9 protein-coding genes are annotated in these 17995 nt (G+C 44.3%); 8 read left to right on the top strand and 1 reads right to left on the bottom strand.

All coding sequences use genetic code 11. The features are described 5' to 3' along the window. Positions 1 to 80 precede the first annotated feature (80 nt). The 5 genes from DQQ10_RS12050 (at position 81) to DQQ10_RS12070 (ending at position 14750) form a co-directional block, all read left to right on the top strand. Entirely contained in the window at positions 81 to 3263 is a 3183-nt protein-coding gene (locus DQQ10_RS12050; RefSeq protein ID WP_112747125.1) for a carbohydrate-binding protein, read from the top strand. Between the two features lie 292 nt (positions 3264 to 3555). Next, positions 3556 to 7200 (top strand): Ig-like domain-containing protein, encoded by a 3645-nt coding sequence (locus DQQ10_RS12055; RefSeq protein ID WP_112747126.1) that lies wholly within the window; start codon positions 3556 to 3558, stop codon positions 7198 to 7200. A 15-nt stretch (positions 7201 to 7215) separates the two neighbouring features. Then, positions 7216 to 8157 carry a PorP/SprF family type IX secretion system membrane protein gene (locus tag DQQ10_RS12060; RefSeq protein ID WP_112747127.1) on the top strand — a complete coding sequence of 314 codons (942 nt, stop codon included), beginning with the start codon at positions 7216 to 7218 and terminating at the stop codon, positions 8155 to 8157. A gap of 2 nt (positions 8158 to 8159) precedes the next feature. Then, on the top strand, positions 8160 to 13064 hold the full coding sequence (locus DQQ10_RS12065) for an OmpA family protein (protein WP_112747128.1): 4905 nt from the start codon (positions 8160 to 8162) through the stop codon (positions 13062 to 13064). A 117-nt stretch (positions 13065 to 13181) separates the two neighbouring features. Further along, on the top strand, positions 13182 to 14750 hold the full coding sequence (locus DQQ10_RS12070) for a glycoside hydrolase family 32 protein (protein ID WP_112747129.1): 1569 nt from the start codon (positions 13182 to 13184) through the stop codon (positions 14748 to 14750). A 17-nt stretch (positions 14751 to 14767) separates the two neighbouring features. Here the strand turns inward: DQQ10_RS12070 and DQQ10_RS12075 are convergent, their stop codons facing one another. After that, entirely contained in the window at positions 14768 to 15523 is a 756-nt protein-coding gene (locus tag DQQ10_RS12075; protein ID WP_112747130.1) for a phosphatase PAP2 family protein, read from the bottom strand. Between the two features lie 381 nt (positions 15524 to 15904). Here DQQ10_RS12075 and DQQ10_RS12080 point away from each other — a divergent pair, with 381 nt between their 5' ends. From DQQ10_RS12080 to DQQ10_RS12090, 3 genes are all read left to right on the top strand, one after another. After that, positions 15905 to 16237 carry a hypothetical protein gene (locus DQQ10_RS12080; protein WP_185147031.1) on the top strand — a complete coding sequence of 111 codons (333 nt, stop codon included), beginning with the start codon at positions 15905 to 15907 and terminating at the stop codon, positions 16235 to 16237. Positions 16238 to 16287: 50 nt separating this feature from the next. Next, positions 16288 to 17307 (top strand): aminotransferase class V-fold PLP-dependent enzyme, encoded by a 1020-nt coding sequence (locus tag DQQ10_RS12085; RefSeq protein WP_112747131.1) that lies wholly within the window; start codon positions 16288 to 16290, stop codon positions 17305 to 17307. A gap of 108 nt (positions 17308 to 17415) precedes the next feature. Continuing rightward, positions 17416 to 17868 (top strand): GNAT family N-acetyltransferase, encoded by a 453-nt coding sequence (locus tag DQQ10_RS12090; RefSeq protein ID WP_112747132.1) that lies wholly within the window; start codon positions 17416 to 17418, stop codon positions 17866 to 17868. Positions 17869 to 17995 lie beyond the last annotated feature (127 nt).

Genomic DNA, 17995 nt, shown 5'->3' on the forward strand with positions numbered 1-17995 from the left:
TGTCCGGACTGGCGTACAATCTTCAATGCGTAAAGTCGGCTAGTTTTAATCATTCGCCATTGTAGGTGAATGACTACACCATGATCACACCCAGATTCTACGCAAGTTTGTCGCTGCTTGCATTGATGTTCGCAGTACAGGTTGAAGCTTATTGTGCCGAAATTATTTCAGTTGCACAAACTACATCGCGAGCGATACGTTACGAGAAGATCGAATTCGATATCACGGTTGCATCCACTTATGCGAACCCGTTTGATCAAAATGATATCGCCGTTGATCTTGAATTTACCGATCCAGATGGTATCACGCTCGTGCTTCCTTGTTTTTTCGTAAATGGGAACACAGTACAGTCGGTATGGCGAGCACGCTTTTCCGCTAAAAAGATTGGTGCTTATCAAGTTAGCGCAATCCTAAAAAATGCTGGCGTGTCGACGCATTCATTGACAGGGCCGTCATTCACCGTTGATAACTCCGCTAAGCCGGGTTTTCTACGTGTTCATGATCATTGGACAATGGCATTCGATAATGGACAACCTTTCCGGGGCGTGGGAGAAAACTTCGGTTGGGAGCCGACTAGTACTAATGGAAAGCACACCTACGATTATCTCTTACCACATCTCAAAGATCATGGCGTGAATTTTTTTCGAACGTGGATGTGTAATTGGAATTTTCCCTTGGAATGGAAGACAACAAATTCTCCTTGGTATACATCGTCGCCGGAATATTTTAATCCGAGCGGTATTGCACGCATGGATGAAGTTGTGGACATGATCGATTCGTTGGATCTGAAGATGATGCTTGCGTTTGACTATCATGGTGCGTTCATGACGAATACAGCATGGTCGTTGAACAACTACAATAAAGTGAACGGTGGTCCTGTAAACACACCGGCTGAATTTTTTACAGCACCGGCAGCGAAGGCAATGTATAAAAACAGATTGCGTTACATCGTTGCACGGTGGGGATATAGTACTGGTATTGCCGTATGGGAATTCTTTAATGAAATAGATAACGCGATGTACAACGGAGAGGCTATTGTCATTCCACATGCAGCTGTTACGCAATGGCATGCGGAGATGAGCACTTACCTTAAAAGCATTGACCCTTTCGATCATATCGTCTCCACCAGTATTTCACACCGGCAAATCACAGGTCTTTTTGCTGTCCCTGATATCGATATCAATCAACAGCATGTCTATAAGAACACGGGTGGTATTCCTTCCATGATCATGAACAATAGTGGTACGAAGCCTTTTGTGGTGGGCGAATTTGCGTATGAATGGGATTGGAACATTGATTTCCAGACGATCGCGACGGCAATGGATTTTGATTTTAAACGCGGCCTTTGGTACGGACTGTTTAGCTCAACCTCCATACTTCCGATGAGCTGGTGGTGGGAATTTTTTCACGATCGCGGCACTGATCAATACTATCAAGCCGTTCGTGAAATCTCCGACCATATGATCGCCGCAGGTAAGGGATCATTTACCAGGATGCCCGTTTCATCAGCGGGTGGAAGTATTGAAATCTTTGCAATGAAATGTGGCAGTCAATACTTCGTTTATGCGGTGAATACTTCTCCATCATCCGTGCAAAATAAAACGATTTCATTTTCGGTTGCCGACGATAGATCGCTGCAGGTAATTTTTTTTAATCCTGAAACGATGATCTATCAACCGCTCGATCCTGTGACCACTGCTTCAAAAAAGGTTGATATCCAGAAAATAAATTTCGTGGGACGTGAAAGTAAAATATTCCTCCTTTCAGAACCACAAGATCGCACCGGATTCAAGCTACCCTACAACAACGTACCTCATTCGATTCCCGGCATTATTCAAATGGAAAACTTTGATACCGGTGGCGAAGGAATTTCATACCACGACTTGGAGTCAGTGAATAATGGCGGTGCGTATCGTACAACAGAGGGTGTGGACATCGTTTCGATTGCGCCCAATGAATATGTCGTTAGTAATATGGTGCGTGGTGAATGGCTTGACTACACGGTAGATGTAACTAAGCGTGCAACGTACACGATGAAAATAAAAGCATCGGCAATTCATGCAGGAAAAAAGATGAAGGTCACGCTTAACGGCGCGGTAGTTTTTAGTGAGGTTTTAATTCCTTCAACCGGAAGTCTGGATTCGTGGACGACGGTCACGCTACCGACACCATTACTAGATCAGGGAATTCAACAATTACGCGTGTGGTGTGAGGATTCTGATTTAGCAATAGATGCGATTGGATTTGTTGTCGATCATGTTGCACCAACGCTCACGATGCTCACGCCAACACACAATGCGACTGTAACGCTACCTGATGCTGTAGTATTTTCCGCGGAAGCACAAGACGAAGATGGAACGGTTATTAAAGTTGAATTTTACAACGGTACCACTAAGCTCGGCGAAGATGTTGAAGCACCTTTTAATTTTTCATGGTCGGCGCCTGCGGGATTGCACGCCGTTTCTGTCAAGGCATTCGACGATCACGGTTTGTCGGTGTCGCATGCCGTATCGGTTACGGTAAGTCCTTCGACTATACAAGAACCATTTTTAGGAACTCCAATTCAACTACCCGGAAAGGTGGAAGCGGAAAACATTGATAAAGGCGCATCAACCATTGCGTTTGTCGACAACACACCCGGTAATATCAAGGAAGAATACCGTACAGATACAGGCGCAGATATCGAAATCTGCAATGACGTGAACGGTGGTTATAACCTTGCCGATATTCAAGCTGGAGAATGGGTAGAGTACTCCGTGTCGGTTGCAGAAACTGGACGTTATGACTTTTCGTTTCGCGTTGCCACATCAATGAATAATCAAAGGTTTCGACTTCTCATTAATAATGTATCAGCAGGGATAATAAACGTTCCCAATACCGGCGCATGGCAGACATGGCAAAATGTTGTGATGAATAATGTACCATTACCTGCAGGAGATGCGGTCTTGCGCTTTGCATTTGACACAGAGTTTTTCAATCTCAATTATTTCACGGTAGAAAAATCGATCGTTGCAGATGTGAGTGGAGGTATCGCGCGACATGCGATCGTTTATCCGAATCCGTCGACGCAAGATTTTAGCCTGGTGTCTTCCGTACCAATCAAGAAAATTGCCGTGACCAACATGCAAGGTGTTACTGTTTTAATTGACGAGAAAATCTCTGAGGAACGACGTTACGGAAATAGCTTGGCTTCTGGCCTCTATGTGATAGTGGTCGAATTTATAAACGGGTCTAGACAACAGGTAAAGTTGATGAAGCAATAAGAGGTAAAATCTTTAATCGTTTTCGTGACTTAAGTTCAACTTTTTTGAGCCTTCGTTAGCCTGCTTTCGAAACTTGTTGTAACTTCCATATCGGTTTAAAGGAGCCACATTTTTTTAACTAGGACGAACCCAAAATAGGACTAGATTATTTTTTTGTCCCAAATTCGGCAACACACGCGTCAGCATTGGAGGGTGAAATTCTTTGATTCTAGCGAATTAGAGACGTTTTCATTGGTTTGCAATTCTTTGGTACGGCCCTTGGACTGCTAAACCTATACCCTTAACTCCCCCGATGAAGAACCTATTCAGAGCACTGGTTCCATGCTTCGTTGTGAAACTGAGAAATGCACCAGAACGGCGTGTGCTCAAGTCCAGCGTGCTCATTGCTCTTTTCCTTACTGTTGCTACGAGTAGTCACGCCCGCAAAGTACCGAATGATCCGCCTACACTCACCACAATTGAGGGAAGCGGATTGAACTATACGGAAGATCAAGGTGCTGTCAACATCACATCGACCATTGTGGTATCTGACTTAGACAATGCTACGTTGACACAAGCCACCATCAAGATCGTCGCGAATTATGTGAGTTCGGAAGATGTACTTTCATTCGTCGATGCCTTTGGAATTACAGGAGCGTATAACAGTGCCAACGGAACGCTTACACTTTCTGGGAATGCCAGCGTAGCAAATTATCAGGCCGCGCTTCGATCTGTCAAGTATACAAACACGAACTCAGCAGCGCCCTCCACCACGGCACGTGTCGTCAGCTTTGTTGTTAACGATGGAACAGCCAATAGTAGTGCGGCAGTAAGATCAATTAACGTTGCCGTTGCGAATGATGCACCCGTATTGGCTAACATTGAAGGCGCCGCTTTGAATTATGTTGAAGGTGACGCGTCAACATCGATCACTGCTTTACTGACCGTAACAGACGTTGATCACACCACGCTATCCGGTGCCGTTGTAAAGATTACATCCAATTATATTTCTACAGAAGATGTACTTTCCTTTACCAACGCCGCTGGAATTACGGGCTCTTTCGATAACACAACGGGGACAATGACGTTGTCGGGTAGTGCTACCGTTGCGAATTATCAAAATGCGATTCGCAATGTGAAGTATCGTAACAGCAATAACAACAGCCCGTCGGAACTTACACGCACGGTTTCATTTACGGTTACAGATGGTGCACTTGTTAGCAGCGCTGTAAACAGAAGTATCACGGTGATGTCCGTCAATGATGCGCCGGCCGCAAATGCAGATTACTTCAGCACGAGTACCAATACGCCAGTAACAGCAAACTTAAAGACGAACGACACCGATGCTGAAAACAATACCATTACATTGAACACCACCCCCGTGATTCAACCGCAGCACGGAACAGTAGTAGTAAATAGCAGTGGAAGTTTTACGTATACACCCAACGGCGTTTTCACAGGCACAGAAACTTTTACGTATGAGATTTGTGACAACGGCACGGAAGGTGGATTGCCAACACCGAAGTGTAGCCATGGGGTTGTAACGATCATCGTCAACCCGATTAACCCAAAGTTCAACATTGTTGGTAACAACGCCGTGCAGGTGTCTGAACAATGTTTCATTTTAACAAACGAACTGAATAATCAGCAGGGCGCGGTTTGGAGCAGGTCGACACTTGACCTTAGGTTTTCATTCGAACTTAATTTTGAAGTGATGTTGAGCGATACAGGCGTTGTGAAAGATAACGGCGCCGATGGAATTATATTTGCTTTGCAACGCGACGTAACACCACCGCCGTCAAATGCAGCGGGATCTCCGCTCGATGCACGCGGTGCTACCGGTGAATACCTTGGGATTGGTGGCGTCTCTCCTTCCATCGGTATTGAAGTTGATACCTATCAAAATGGTGGTGAGCCTGCAGAAGATCACATCGCGATTAGCAGAGATGGCAGCGTTTACAATATTCTTTCTCCTGCCGTTGCTGCAAAATTAGATGGATCCAATAATCCCGTGAATATCGAAGATGGTGTTAGTCACACGGTAAAAATTGCGTGGGATAAACCTACCAATACATTACAGGTATACTTTGATGGTGTACTTCGAACGACGTATACCGGCGACATCACCAATACAATTTTCGGCGGTGATCCTACGAATATCTATTGGGGTTTTTCTGCGAGCACGGGTGGTTCAACAAACTTGCATGGTGTCTGCGGTATCGGCATGGATCCAATCAATCTTCCGCCAACAGCCGTGGACGATAGCCCTTTAACACCGGAAGATACGGCGTTAAATTCATCCGTATTGGGCAATGATTCAGATCCAGAAGGCGGTACACTGAAGGTAACGTCTGAAACAAAAGCCACGGCGCATGGTACGGTAACCATCAACCAAGATGGAACATATACATACACACCAGCGTCGAACTACAATGGGAGCGATTCATTTACATACACAGTATGTGATAATTTCGCGACACCTGGATGCAGTAGTGCAACGGTAAACATCACAATTTCAGCTGTTGCTGATAATCCTGTAGCGGTTTCCGATAGCTACACGCTATCAGAAGATATTCCATATTTCGCGCTTGCCGCTGACGGACTTTTAAAAAACGACTACGATGTTGACGGTGGCACATTAACAGTTTCATTAGATGAAAATGTTGCGCACGGATTACTGGCTTTGAGTGCTAACGGAAGTTTCTCGTATATTCCGTATGCTAATTATAATGGCACCGACCAGTTTAAGTATCATGTAACAGATGGCGCACTCAATTCTACGAGTGTTATTGTTACGCTAAGCATTACAGCGGTAAACGACGATCCCATTGCCTATGATGATGTTGCTTCTGTCGATGAAGACAATAGCGTAGAGATCAATGTTTTGTTCAACGACGAAGATGTAGATAATACGATCGACATCACGACAGTTGACGTGGACGACGCTGGTCTGGATTTAGGCACAGTGAGTGTTAATGCTACAACGGGTAGAATCACATTTACACCACATGCTGATTTAAATGGAAGCGATTCATTTGCCTACACGGTAAAAGATGCGAATGGTGCAATTTCTAACAGTGCCACGATAAGTATACAGGTGAATGCAGTCAATGATGCGCCGCGGCCACAAGCCGATAGCCCTTCCGTTGGGCAAGGTGAAATTGAGGTTGACGTATTGGCGAACGATATTGACATCGACAGCGATATTGATGCACAATCTATCGCGATTCAAGATCAGCCTGAACACGGCGAAGTGAATGTTGTGAATGGGAAAGTTTTTTATACACCACATGATCTAGCGTTTGGTGGAGGAGATTCCTTCAGCTATACCATTAAGGATGTTGAAGGATTGGAGTCTGACAAAGTGTTTGTAGCGATGCTCATTGAACCATCGAATCTACCACCAGATGCCGTTGATGACGGACCTATTAGATTCAATACAGTATCGGCGATTACGATCGATGCGCTTGAGAACGATACCGATCCGAATGGCAATCAACTCACGATTATCGCCGTTGGTGCACCAGATATCGGAACGGCAAAAGTTGAAAACAATAGAATTGTCTATCAGCCTATACCGTTAACGACTAGCACGACGATAACATTTACTTACACCGTTGAAGATGACGGAGGTCTCACAGATCAAGCTATCATCACATTGGAATACCAGCCTTTGCATGTGTCGCAAGGATTTTCGCCCAATGGTGATGGGCAGAATGATTGGTGGTTTATTCAAGGTGTTGAACATTTTCCTGGAAACGTGTTAAATGTTTTTGATCGTTGGGGACTTCTTGTTTACAGTGTGAGAGGCTATGATAATGCCACAACGATATGGAACGGTACAGCCAATAAGGGTGCAGTATCTGGAAAGATCGTAGATCAAGGAACCTACTATTACACGCTGGAGCTTGGCGGTGAAGCAAAACCTGTTTCAGGCTACGTCGTGATTGTAAAATAAAATGGATCTCAAGTGATGAAAAGAATGAATTTGACAACCTTAAGATCTTTGACGTGTCTCATTTGCATTTTGTCGACGCAAACATTGCAGGCGCAGCAACACCCAATTTTCACGCAATACATGTTTAATGGATTGGTGATCAATCCGGCGTATGCAGGAAGCCACGAGAGCATGACGCTTACGGCAACCGCGCGAAGACAGTGGGCAGGATTAGCAGGAGCTCCTGAAACCGAAATAATTTCAATGCATACACCAGTGAAATTTTCACGATCATCGGCGGGTGTTGTTGCCATCCACGATCAGGTGGCAATCACGAACCAAACAACGTTGTATGGTGTGTATGCTTATCGTATTCCAATTTCTGAGAATGCTAAACTTTCTTTAGGAGGTCAGGCCGGTGTTACTTACTACCGCGCTGATTACGGAGAGCTTGACGTTGTTACTAGCAATGGCCAAGTCGATCCATCTTTCGCAGGTGTTGACAACCGTTATATGCCCAACCTTGGTGTAGGTGCATACTTCAACACAAATCGCACATACATTGGACTTTCTATTCCTACCATTATTAATAACAAGTGGAATAATCAGGAACCTAACTTAAAAGCACGGCAAGAGCGTCACTACTTTTTGTCAGCGGGCCATGTGTTTGATCTGTCAGCGGATTTGAAATTAAAACCCAATGTACTATTGCGTTGGGTGGAAGGAGGCCGTTTTCAGTATGACCTCAACGCAAATTTGTTGATTAAAGAAATTGTCTGGGTTGGTGTTTCTTATCGCATGCAGGATGCCATCGATGGATTGTTAGAGTTCAACATCAACAAACAACTTAGCATAGGATATTCTTACGGATATCCTACCAATAATCTTTCTGCCTATCAATCTGGAACGCATGAATTCTTGATTAGCTATAGAATAAAGAGAAATAAAGACATCATGCTTTCGCCAAGATATTTTTAATCATGAAATTTTTACGTTTCACTTTCCTGTTGATACTTATTTCGCATGTTGGCTTGGCTCAACACAGTAGTAAGGCTTATGATCAATTGGCTGATTCACTTTTTCGAAATCACCATTATCATTATGCTGCTGTTTATTACGAAAAAGCCATTAAGAACGCGGCACACCCAGAGGAGATCATGCTCAAGTTGGCGAAGAGTTTTGTTAAACTTAACAGTTTGAACGATGCTGAATCGTGGTTCTCAAAATCAAAAACTGAAGGTGCCATGTTTTCGAACGAAGACGTGTACTTGTATGCGCAGGTGTTGGCGATGGAAAATAAGAAATCAGAATCTATTGCCTTGCTGCGTGAGCGTGTAGCCAAAGACCCAGGCGCATCAGCGGAAAAGAAGTTTCTGTATGATCTCGAACACTATCATGAATACCTTCGCGATTCGTTAAAGTACAGCGTGAAACCTCTCCCCATCAATACCTCGGCGTCGGAATTTGCGCCTGCGTTTTATAAAGATGGATTGGTGTACACTGCGGCCGCAGATGGCAATATCACAAGACGTAAGTTTCATTGGGATAATAGTCCTTTTCTCAACCTATTCTACACAAAAATACAAGGGGATCACTTTGAAAAGCCAACACACTTTGAGAAGGGCTTGAACTCCAAGTACCACGACGGCCCCGCAGTTTTTTACAACAACTTCAATAACATGGTTGTGAATAGAAATCAAGAAGGTGCGGAACATAACGAGGGTGGGGCAACATGGCATATTGGATTATTTAACGCAACTTTCAATCCAGCAAAATCAACTTGGGATTTATCGCCGCTACCATTCGTAGATGCGACACACTCCTTTGCACATCCTTACATCAGTGAAGACGGAACAGTGTTGTATTTTGTCTCCGATAAATCCGGGGGCCATGGTGGTACAGATATATACCGCAGTGTTTTAGAAAATGGTAAATGGAGCGAGCCTTTCAACTTAGGTCCAACAATTAACACGAAGGAGAATGAGACGTTTCCTTTTGCGGTGAACAATGTGTTGTACTTTTCATCGAATGGCCATGGTGGTATGGGTGGGCTCGATATTTATCGCAGTATGGTAACACCGAATGGTTTTGCACCACCCATGAATTTGGGATACCCGATCAATAGTGCGAAGGATGATTTTTCATTGATCACGACACCGGACCAACGGAGTGGCTACTTTGCGTCGTCGCGGAGTGGTAATGATGATTTGTATAGCTTTCAGAAATCGGCGGAAATGATTCCGATGCTTGCGCACGCCTTTGACGGGAAAACAAAACAGCCGCTGGATTCTGCATCAATCCAGATTATGACAGCAACGCAACAGGATCTTTCAATCGTTGCGAACGATAAAGGCGACTTCTCATTCCAATTGCCGGAGGGAACAGATTACATTATTGTGGCCTCGAAAGGCGACAACGTGGGAATGTTCACAGGTTTTGCTTCCGCGGAAGAATCACAGTCGCGAAAGAGGCATCTCATACCAGCCTTTGGTGATACAACCCATATTCCGTGTGTTGGAACAATTCAAGATAGAACCGGCGTTGCGCAGCAAGCAACGTCTATTGTCGTGATTGACAAGAATAGTGGGAAACGAATTTCTAGCGACAAAGACAACACGATGATTAGTTTCTTGGGTGAGAAAGGACATGCTTATGAAATAGAGATAACGAATGAAATTGGCGACACGACGGTTCATACACTTCAACTTGGGTATGGAGAGCATGGTTCGAAGATGTGGAGCATGATGTTGAAGGAAAGCAACAAAAAGCTATTGATGGCGGCGCGCATTTTTGACGCCGAAACACAAAAGCCGCTTGCACTCGCTGATGTGAAGGTGATTACTTTTTCAGAGCCCGACTTAGAGCTGACGGCCACTGAAGAGGGCCTTGTAGATTTTGAGCTTTCGCCAGGTACCGCGTATATGATCATAGGATCGAAGAATGAGCACACCGGAATGTATACAGGAACGGCCGAGGTAGGTGAAGACAAGGCAAATGTCATTCATCCTGTACCGGCCCATGGTGATCCGCCGCCAGCAACGCGTTTGGTTATGGCGCTCGCGATGAACGATCAAGGTGAGATGATTTCAAATGTGACGGCACGCGTTACCGATAAAACATCGAATGAAACTGTTGCCGTCAATGCAGAGGACGGTGTGATCCATTTTGTGGGAGAGCGTGGCAAGACTTATGACATTGCGGTACAACGCAAGGGATACACGCCGGAACTTGTTGAGCACACCATCGGCGAACAGGGCAGCGATGCGGAAAAGATATCGATTACGTTGATGAAAGAAGCACCGCCAGTAATGTTACCATTGGCCGTGCGCGTATTCAAGGCGTCGGATGGTATGCCATTGGCAAATGCCGAAGTTCGAGTCATCAGTTTTACGGAACCAGATCTTGAATTGATCGCCGACAATGCGGGCGTATCGACGTTCGCGTTGCCGGAGGGTACTGCATACATGGTAGTGGGTTCGAAAGATGGTTTTGTCGGCATGCACAACGGATCGGCCGATAAAGGAACTGATCGTAATACAATCGTTCACCCGATCCCCGCTAAAAATGATTCTGTTACATCTGCACCGGTAGTTGCGCGCATCGTCGACGACCAAGGTAATTTGATTTCAAATGCTGCGGTAACAGTGTCGGATAAGGATACAAAAGCACAAGTGCCTTCACAGGCTAACGAAGGTATATTAAGCTTCATGGGTGAGACTGGAAAATCTTACTCCGTAACAATTGAAAGTGGAGGCGAAACAATAACAAAAGACGTCACGCTTAATGGCGGAGGAGGAGATGAAGTTCAGAAGTTATCGATTCCAATATCAGCGAAAGGAGTAAAACCGATGCTTGAGGTGGCCGTGCACGCGTTCAAGGCGATTGATAAGCATGCGTTAAGCGGGGCAAGTATCAAGGTCATTAGTTTTATTGAAGCCGATCAGGAAATTGCTGCCAATGAAAATGGTGATGCTAATTTTTCGTTGCCAGAAGGAACAGACTATATGGTCGTGGCGAGTAAAGATGGTTTTGTTGGAATGCATACCGGTACAGCGGAAACTAAGTTATCGAAAGAATACGTCGTTCATGGCATAGAGGCCTTTAACGAGAATAATCAACAGGTACCCGTGGTTGCAAGACTTTCTGACGACCTAGATCGTACAATTGATGCATCAAATGTTAAAGTCACAGAAAATATCACGAAGGAGGAAGTTTCTTTTAAAGTCAACGAAGGCCTACTGAGTTTCTTAGGTGAGAAAGGAAAGGATTACACACTCACGGTTTCTGATAATGGTCAGACAACATCGCACCAAATTGAAATTTCTAAAAAAGCTGACGATGTTCAAAAGGTAGATGTTACTGTGCCATCGCAGCCGATAGCGCCAGTACCTTTGATTCATACCTTAGCAGTCAAGGTTGTGCAGGATGCCACGCAAGAACCTGTAAACGTTTCAGAGGTACGCGTGATCAGTTTTGTGGAGGAAGATCTTGTGTTAATCTCCAATGAACAAGGTGCTTGTGAGTTTACGTTGCCGGAAGGTTCTGCTTTCATGGTTGTAGCCAAGAAAGATGGCGCGATAGGAATGACATCAGGTATCGCTGATCTCTCTACGAGCAAGGTGACACTGACACATGTGATTGCGATCAAGGGAGATTCAAATCAAATTCCCGTAGTTACGCTGTTGGTTGATGAGCATAAAAATCCGATGATTGATCATGTCGATGCGAAGGTTATGAATAAAACTACTGGTCGTACCGTTGACTTCGATTTGGATAATGGTGTGCTTTCATTTTTAGCAGATAAGACACATGACTATACAATTGAAGTAAAATCAGGGAACAATACTTTAACCCATGATGTGAAGATTGATAGCGCGGCTGCGGTATCGACGGCGATGATCGCGGTGCATGATCCTGAAGAGATACAGCGCGATCGGAAAATGATTATCTTCTACACCGATGATGGTGCAGCGCGCGTTTATGTTCAGCAGAACGATGCCTTTGGTGAAGTAATTCAGAAACAAGACGGACTTTACTTAGAGAATCATGATCAATCACGATTCTTAGGAAAGGGGACTTTAGCGGATTTGACAAATGGCAACACGCCTGTATTCGCCCAGCTTGGTATCGCCGACTCAAATCGAATCAGTTTACGCAATGTTTATTTTGATTTTAATAGTGCCAACTTAGATCCACGCGCAGAGGACGAGCTTAACCGCGTAATGCAGGTGCTCAATCAAGATCGTAGTTTGAAGTTGGTGATTCGTGCGCATGCTGATGATCGTGGACAAGACAACTACAACTTAAACCTGTCGCGCAAAAGGGCTCGTGCTGTTGAATCGTATCTTGTTCGTCATGGTGTTAAGCAAGCGCGTTTATTGCAACAAGCGGTTGGTGAAAAGGAACCATTGGTAACATGCGACGGTCGTGAATGTTCAGAGGAAGAACACCAAAAGAACAGACGTGCAGAATTTGTATTACAATCTTCGTTACTAAAATTGGCAAGCATTCAATCCTCTCCATCACGCAGTTTCAGAGGAATAAATGCGAATATGGCAACGGGTGCTAATCATCACGGAGGATACGAAGATATTAGATCGATGTACGGCGATAAAATTATTGATGGTGTAATTTATAAGATCACGCTAGGAGCTTATCGACATAACAGCAAGCTGACGTTTGACCATTTGAAATCATTGGGCGTCGTCGAAGTTATCACCGCTGACGGCGTGACATACTATTATCTCTCCTCTTTTGAAACGCTTAACCGCGCAGAGAACGCTCGCCGTGAGGTGATCTTGCAAGGTGTTAAAGATGCGTCGATATCTATTTTTTGGAATGACAAAACAATCACGCTAACAGACATGGTTGACCTGGCGAAATAAACGATTAGAAGTCTATCGGATGATCGTCATACATAGTTTGTCGTAAGCGTCATGTCATCTTGTATGCGTTGTATTTAATCGCGATATTGTACATCGCTGAATTTAAATACCCTCCAAATGAAATCCATCACGAAGTTAGCTTTTGTTTCCGTTGCGTTGTTGTTGGTAAGCTGTAAAGACAAATCGCAAGCAACAAGTGAAAATAGCGACACGACAAAAGTTGATACTGTCATGCACGAGGCATATCGCCCACAACTTCATTTCTCGCCAAAAGAAAAGTGGATGAACGATCCCAACGGTATGTTTTTTCTTGATGGAGAGTACCATTTGTTTTATCAATACTTCCCCGGTGGCACAAAATGGGGACCCATGCACTGGGGCCATGCTGTTTCAAAAGATCTTATTCATTGGGAGCATCTGCCAATAGCGTTGTATCCCGATAGCACCGGTTATATTTTTTCAGGGAGCGCCGTGGTAGATCATCACAATACAAGTGGCCTTGCTAAGAATGGTGAGATTCCAATTGTTGCCTATTATACCATTCATGATGACAAAAAAGCGAAGGCGGGACGCGTCGATTACCAAACGCAGGCGATGGCGTATAGTCTTGATAAAGGAAGAACGTGGACGAAGTATGATCAAAATCCTGCCATTTCTAATCCCGGCATTATAGACTTTCGTGATCCGAAGGTTTCTTGGAATTCGAAATCAAAGCAATGGGTAATGACACTAGCTGTAAAAGACCACATCTCATTTTATGGTTCAACCAATTTGAAGCAATGGAAAAAGCTCAGCGATTTCGGTTTGAATGAAGGCGACCATGGCGGTGTGTGGGAATGTCCTGACCTACTCACCATGAAGGACGAGCACGGCGTCGAGAAGAATGTGTTGATCGTGAGTATAAATCCAGGTGGCCCTAACAGAGGTTCCGCTACACAATATTTTGTCGGCGATTTTGATGGGAAGACTTTCAAGAACGATACACCGGGAAAGAATAGCGGTTGGGTTGACTATGGACCAGATAACTATGCTGGGGTAACATTCAATAATATTCCAAAGGAAGATGGACGGTGCATCATGATTGGATGGATGTCGAATTGGTTTTATGCAGAGCTAGTTCCAACGGAGAAGTGGCGTAGTGCGATGACGATTCCACGCGTGTTGACGTTGCGAACAATCGGTAAAAATCACGTTGTACAGTCTTTGCCTGTTGTGGAAATTGAAGAGACAATTGAATCAACCGGAAAAATTTCTACTCGGGAAGTGGATACCCTTGATATAACTGCGGAAGCTAAGGTCGACGTTCGCCTTTCACGTATTCAAGGGAGAATAAAGAAGGCCAACTTTGTTTTTGAGTTGTCTAATGCGAAGGGAGAGAAAATCCTGTTTGGCTTAGATGATGTAGGTGGAAAATTTTTTGTAGATCGAAGCGCTAGCGGTAAAGTAAATTTTCATCCTGATTTCAAATTAGGTATTCAAGCGCCACGTGTCCGCGATAGCGAGTGGGTAGAATTCACTGCCATTGTTGATGTTGCTTCAATCGAGCTTTTCTTTGATCAAGGTGCAACCGTCATGACGGCTATCTATTTCCCGAATGATGGATATTCGAAGTTGAAGCTTTACGGCAAGAATGGAAAAGTCTCAACCGATGCGATCGTGGTAGACGAATTGAAAACTATTTGGTAGAAGGCTTCGCGGAAATCTTACTTGATATTATAGCAGAAGTAAACACCAGGACCATTGGTGTACGCTGGTAGTAACGTCACATTGCTATTTTTATTGGACCACTTGTAACGATGTGTTAAATAAGCAAGGTTGGTCGACAATATTCCGATGCCTGCGCCGGCAAGCACATCAGATACCCAATGGCGGTTGTTTAAGATGCGCATAGCCCCAACCGTTGTAGCCATTCCGTAAGCTCCGATGCTGTACCAGATGTTCTTCTCGCCATACTCTTTTGCCAAGAACGTAGCAGTAGCAAATGCTTGCGCGGTGTGCCCCGAAGGGAATGAGTAGTTATTGCTATCGTCAGGACGCGATACTTTCGTCATCGACTTAAACGAAAACGTGAGTGCCGCCATAATTGCTTCGGACTTGACAAGAAGCAAAGTACGGTTCTTGAAATCATGTTTTCCTTTTACGCCAATAGCATTGAGACCATATACGATAGCCACCGGCGCGTGCATTAAGTAGTTGTCGACCGTAGAGCGGAAATTCGGCATGTGCTCATTTCTTTCTTCACGGATTTCGTAGCGGTTGATGATATCGTCATTCACACAAGACAAAACGCCGAGGCTGATCAGAACCGTTGGTGTTTTTGCTGCTTTCCAAAGTTCACTTTGTTTCTTCGCAGGTTGTTCTGCTAATGAGAAAGAAAATGATGTATCACTTTGCGACTTTACTTGCGCCAGTGTAACACTGCAGATGCAGAGGAAGAATAAAAAGCAAATAAAGTGCATAGGCGGCCCGGTTGAATGTTGAAGATAACGCTTTTTAAGCAGGATTTTGTATGTCAAAAATAATATACTGTAATAGCACGTTGCCGCGTGATTGCGAAGTGGCCGTCACCTATGTAAGATTTGTTTTTCCCTGGGCAATTATCACAAAGAAATGGCCAATACGCTGATTTTAAGTCGTTTTTTAGAAAAATTACGTGGGTTTGTGTTTGTGATAATTGATCATAACCTATAAAAAAAATACGCAACGTGGCTTATCGTTATGGATTACTGTGGTTGCCGATAGTGTCCGAAAACGCCCGCAACATCTTCATGATCGCCATAGGAGATGAAATGATCAATTGCCCAAACTTTTTTATCTTAACGACTTAAGTAAAAAAAATAATGAGCGAAATACGCATACGCTGCCCGAAATGTGAATGGGAGCCAACAAAAGATAGTAAATGGCCTTGTACCTGCGGCACGGTTTGGAATGCTTTCGACACAGCCGGACGATGCCCTGGCTGCGGAAAAATTTGGAAGGATACACAATGCTTGGTAGAGCCATGCAAACAATGGAGCCCACACCTCGATTGGTACGATGGCCTCGACGAGATTATTCAAAAGTTAATCGAAGAGATTGAAGAAGGATGGGTAGCCGTTGAGCATGAACGCGGAAAAGGATTTGGTGTGCAAAAGAATCACCTCGCAGGTTTTGTAAAGGCAAAACGATCATAGCGTGGTATCGTTTATAAAATCCATTACGGTTTAAAAAATCTAAGTACGTCATGCACGATCATTTTGAGTTGGATCCATCGGTAACATACTTGAATTGCGCGAGTATGTCGCCCATGTTAAAGTCTGTGCGTGAAGCATCGATGGCTGCATTAGAATTGCGTGCGAATCCTTGGCGAATGACGAAAGATGATTGGTTTGCCGACTCGGAAGTACTTCGCAACGATGTGGCTACTGTTTTTAAGACCACTGGCGACAACATCGCGTTCGCGCCTTCGGCAAGTTATGGTATGGCCCTCGCAGCGAAGAACATGAATTTCAAGGCGGGTAAAACGATCGTTGTCCTCGATAAACAATTCCCTTCCAACGTATATACTTGGGAACATCTTGTAAGACAGTACGACTTAAAAATTGTACGTGTTCGAAAGCAAGATGATAAGTCGCTAACAGAATCGATCCTCGATGCGATTCACGATCAAGTAGTGCTTGTCGCGATTCCAAATTGTCATTGGATGGATGGATCTTGGATCGATGTAGAGAAAGTGAGTCAGAGGGTAAAATCGGTTCATGCTTTACTGGTGCTTGATCTCAGTCAGTCGTTGGGCGCATTACCGATCGATATAGAAAAAGTTGATCCGGATTTTGCCGTTGCTGCAGGGTATAAGTGGATGCTCGGACCTTATGGACTTGGTTACATGTACATCGCGCCGCGGTGGCAGCATGTATGGGAGCCTTTGGAGTACTCATGGCTGCCGCGCTACAAGAGCGAAGATTTTTCGAAGCTCACAGACTATACCGAGCTGTTTAAAAATGGCGCCCGTAAATTCGATTGTGGTGAGTATCCAATGCTAAGTATACGACCGATGGCAGTCGCTGCCGTGAAGCAGATTGTTTCATGGGGTGTAGATTCAATTCAGTCTTATACAAAGTCGTTGACGTTGATCGTGAACCAATATAATGAGTCTAACGGGGTGGCTACACGCGAACATGTTGGTCACATCGTTGGAATTCCTTTTGGTAAACGAGATCCTAACGCAGTGAAGAAAATTCTTTCTGCTCAAAAATTGACGTGAGCTATCGCGACGAAATGATTCGCGTGTCGCCACATTTTTATAATAACAAAGAACAAATCGTTAGATTAATTGATGCGTTAGATTCTATTTGATGACTAAGCGTTGGTGATGAAGTTTAGAAAGGCCAATAAAAATGATTTGCCTGCGATCGTGCAGATGCTTGCAGACGATGCGCTGGGTAAAACAAGGGAATTGTATTCGAATCCCCTTCCTGAATCCTACTATCGCGCATTCGATATCATCAGTGCGGATAACAACCAAGAATTAATTGTTGTTGAAGATGAGGCTAACGAAGTTGTGGGCACACTTCAGTTGTCGCACATTACATATATCGCCCACAAAGGGACCATGGTTACGCAAGTAGAGGCTGTTCGAATACGCAGCGACAAGCGGTCACAAGGCATAGGCGATGCGATGTTTCAGTGGGTTATTGTACGTGCGCGTGAGAAAGGTGCACGGGTTGTTCAGCTAACAACTGATAAGCAACGCCCGGATGCGAAACGATTCTATGAGAAGTTAGGATTTGTTGCCTCTCACGAAGGTATGAAGTTGAAACTTTAGGTTGTGTACAAATACAAACCATTCACTCGTTAGGGAGTATAAAGCCATCACTAGAAATGGTGATTTTTCAAGAATACATTTCAAAAAGTTGATCTAAGTCAAGATCGACGGCCAACGATCATTAACT

Source organism: Pseudochryseolinea flava, from assembly GCF_003286915.1.
GTDB classification, from domain to species: Bacteria; Bacteroidota; Bacteroidia; order Cytophagales; family Cyclobacteriaceae; genus Ohtaekwangia; species Ohtaekwangia flava.

Bases quoted from the DNA above. Each gene is read 5' to 3' on its own strand.
- DQQ10_RS12050 (WP_112747125.1), top strand. From the start codon at position 81: ATGATCACACCCAGATTCTACGCAAGTTTGTCGCTGCTTGCATTGATG.
- DQQ10_RS12055 (WP_112747126.1), top strand. From the start codon at position 3,556: ATGAAGAACCTATTCAGAGCACTGGTTCCATGCTTCGTTGTGAAACTG.
- DQQ10_RS12060 (WP_112747127.1), top strand. From the start codon at position 7,216: ATGAAAAGAATGAATTTGACAACCTTAAGATCTTTGACGTGTCTCATT.
- DQQ10_RS12065 (WP_112747128.1), top strand. From the start codon at position 8,160: ATGAAATTTTTACGTTTCACTTTCCTGTTGATACTTATTTCGCATGTT.
- DQQ10_RS12070 (WP_112747129.1), top strand. From the start codon at position 13,182: ATGAAATCCATCACGAAGTTAGCTTTTGTTTCCGTTGCGTTGTTGTTG.
- DQQ10_RS12075 (WP_112747130.1), bottom strand. From the start codon at position 15,523: ATGCACTTTATTTGCTTTTTATTCTTCCTCTGCATCTGCAGTGTTACA.
- DQQ10_RS12080 (WP_185147031.1), top strand. From the start codon at position 15,905: ATGAGCGAAATACGCATACGCTGCCCGAAATGTGAATGGGAGCCAACA.
- DQQ10_RS12085 (WP_112747131.1), top strand. From the start codon at position 16,288: ATGCACGATCATTTTGAGTTGGATCCATCGGTAACATACTTGAATTGC.
- DQQ10_RS12090 (WP_112747132.1), top strand. From the start codon at position 17,416: ATGAAGTTTAGAAAGGCCAATAAAAATGATTTGCCTGCGATCGTGCAG.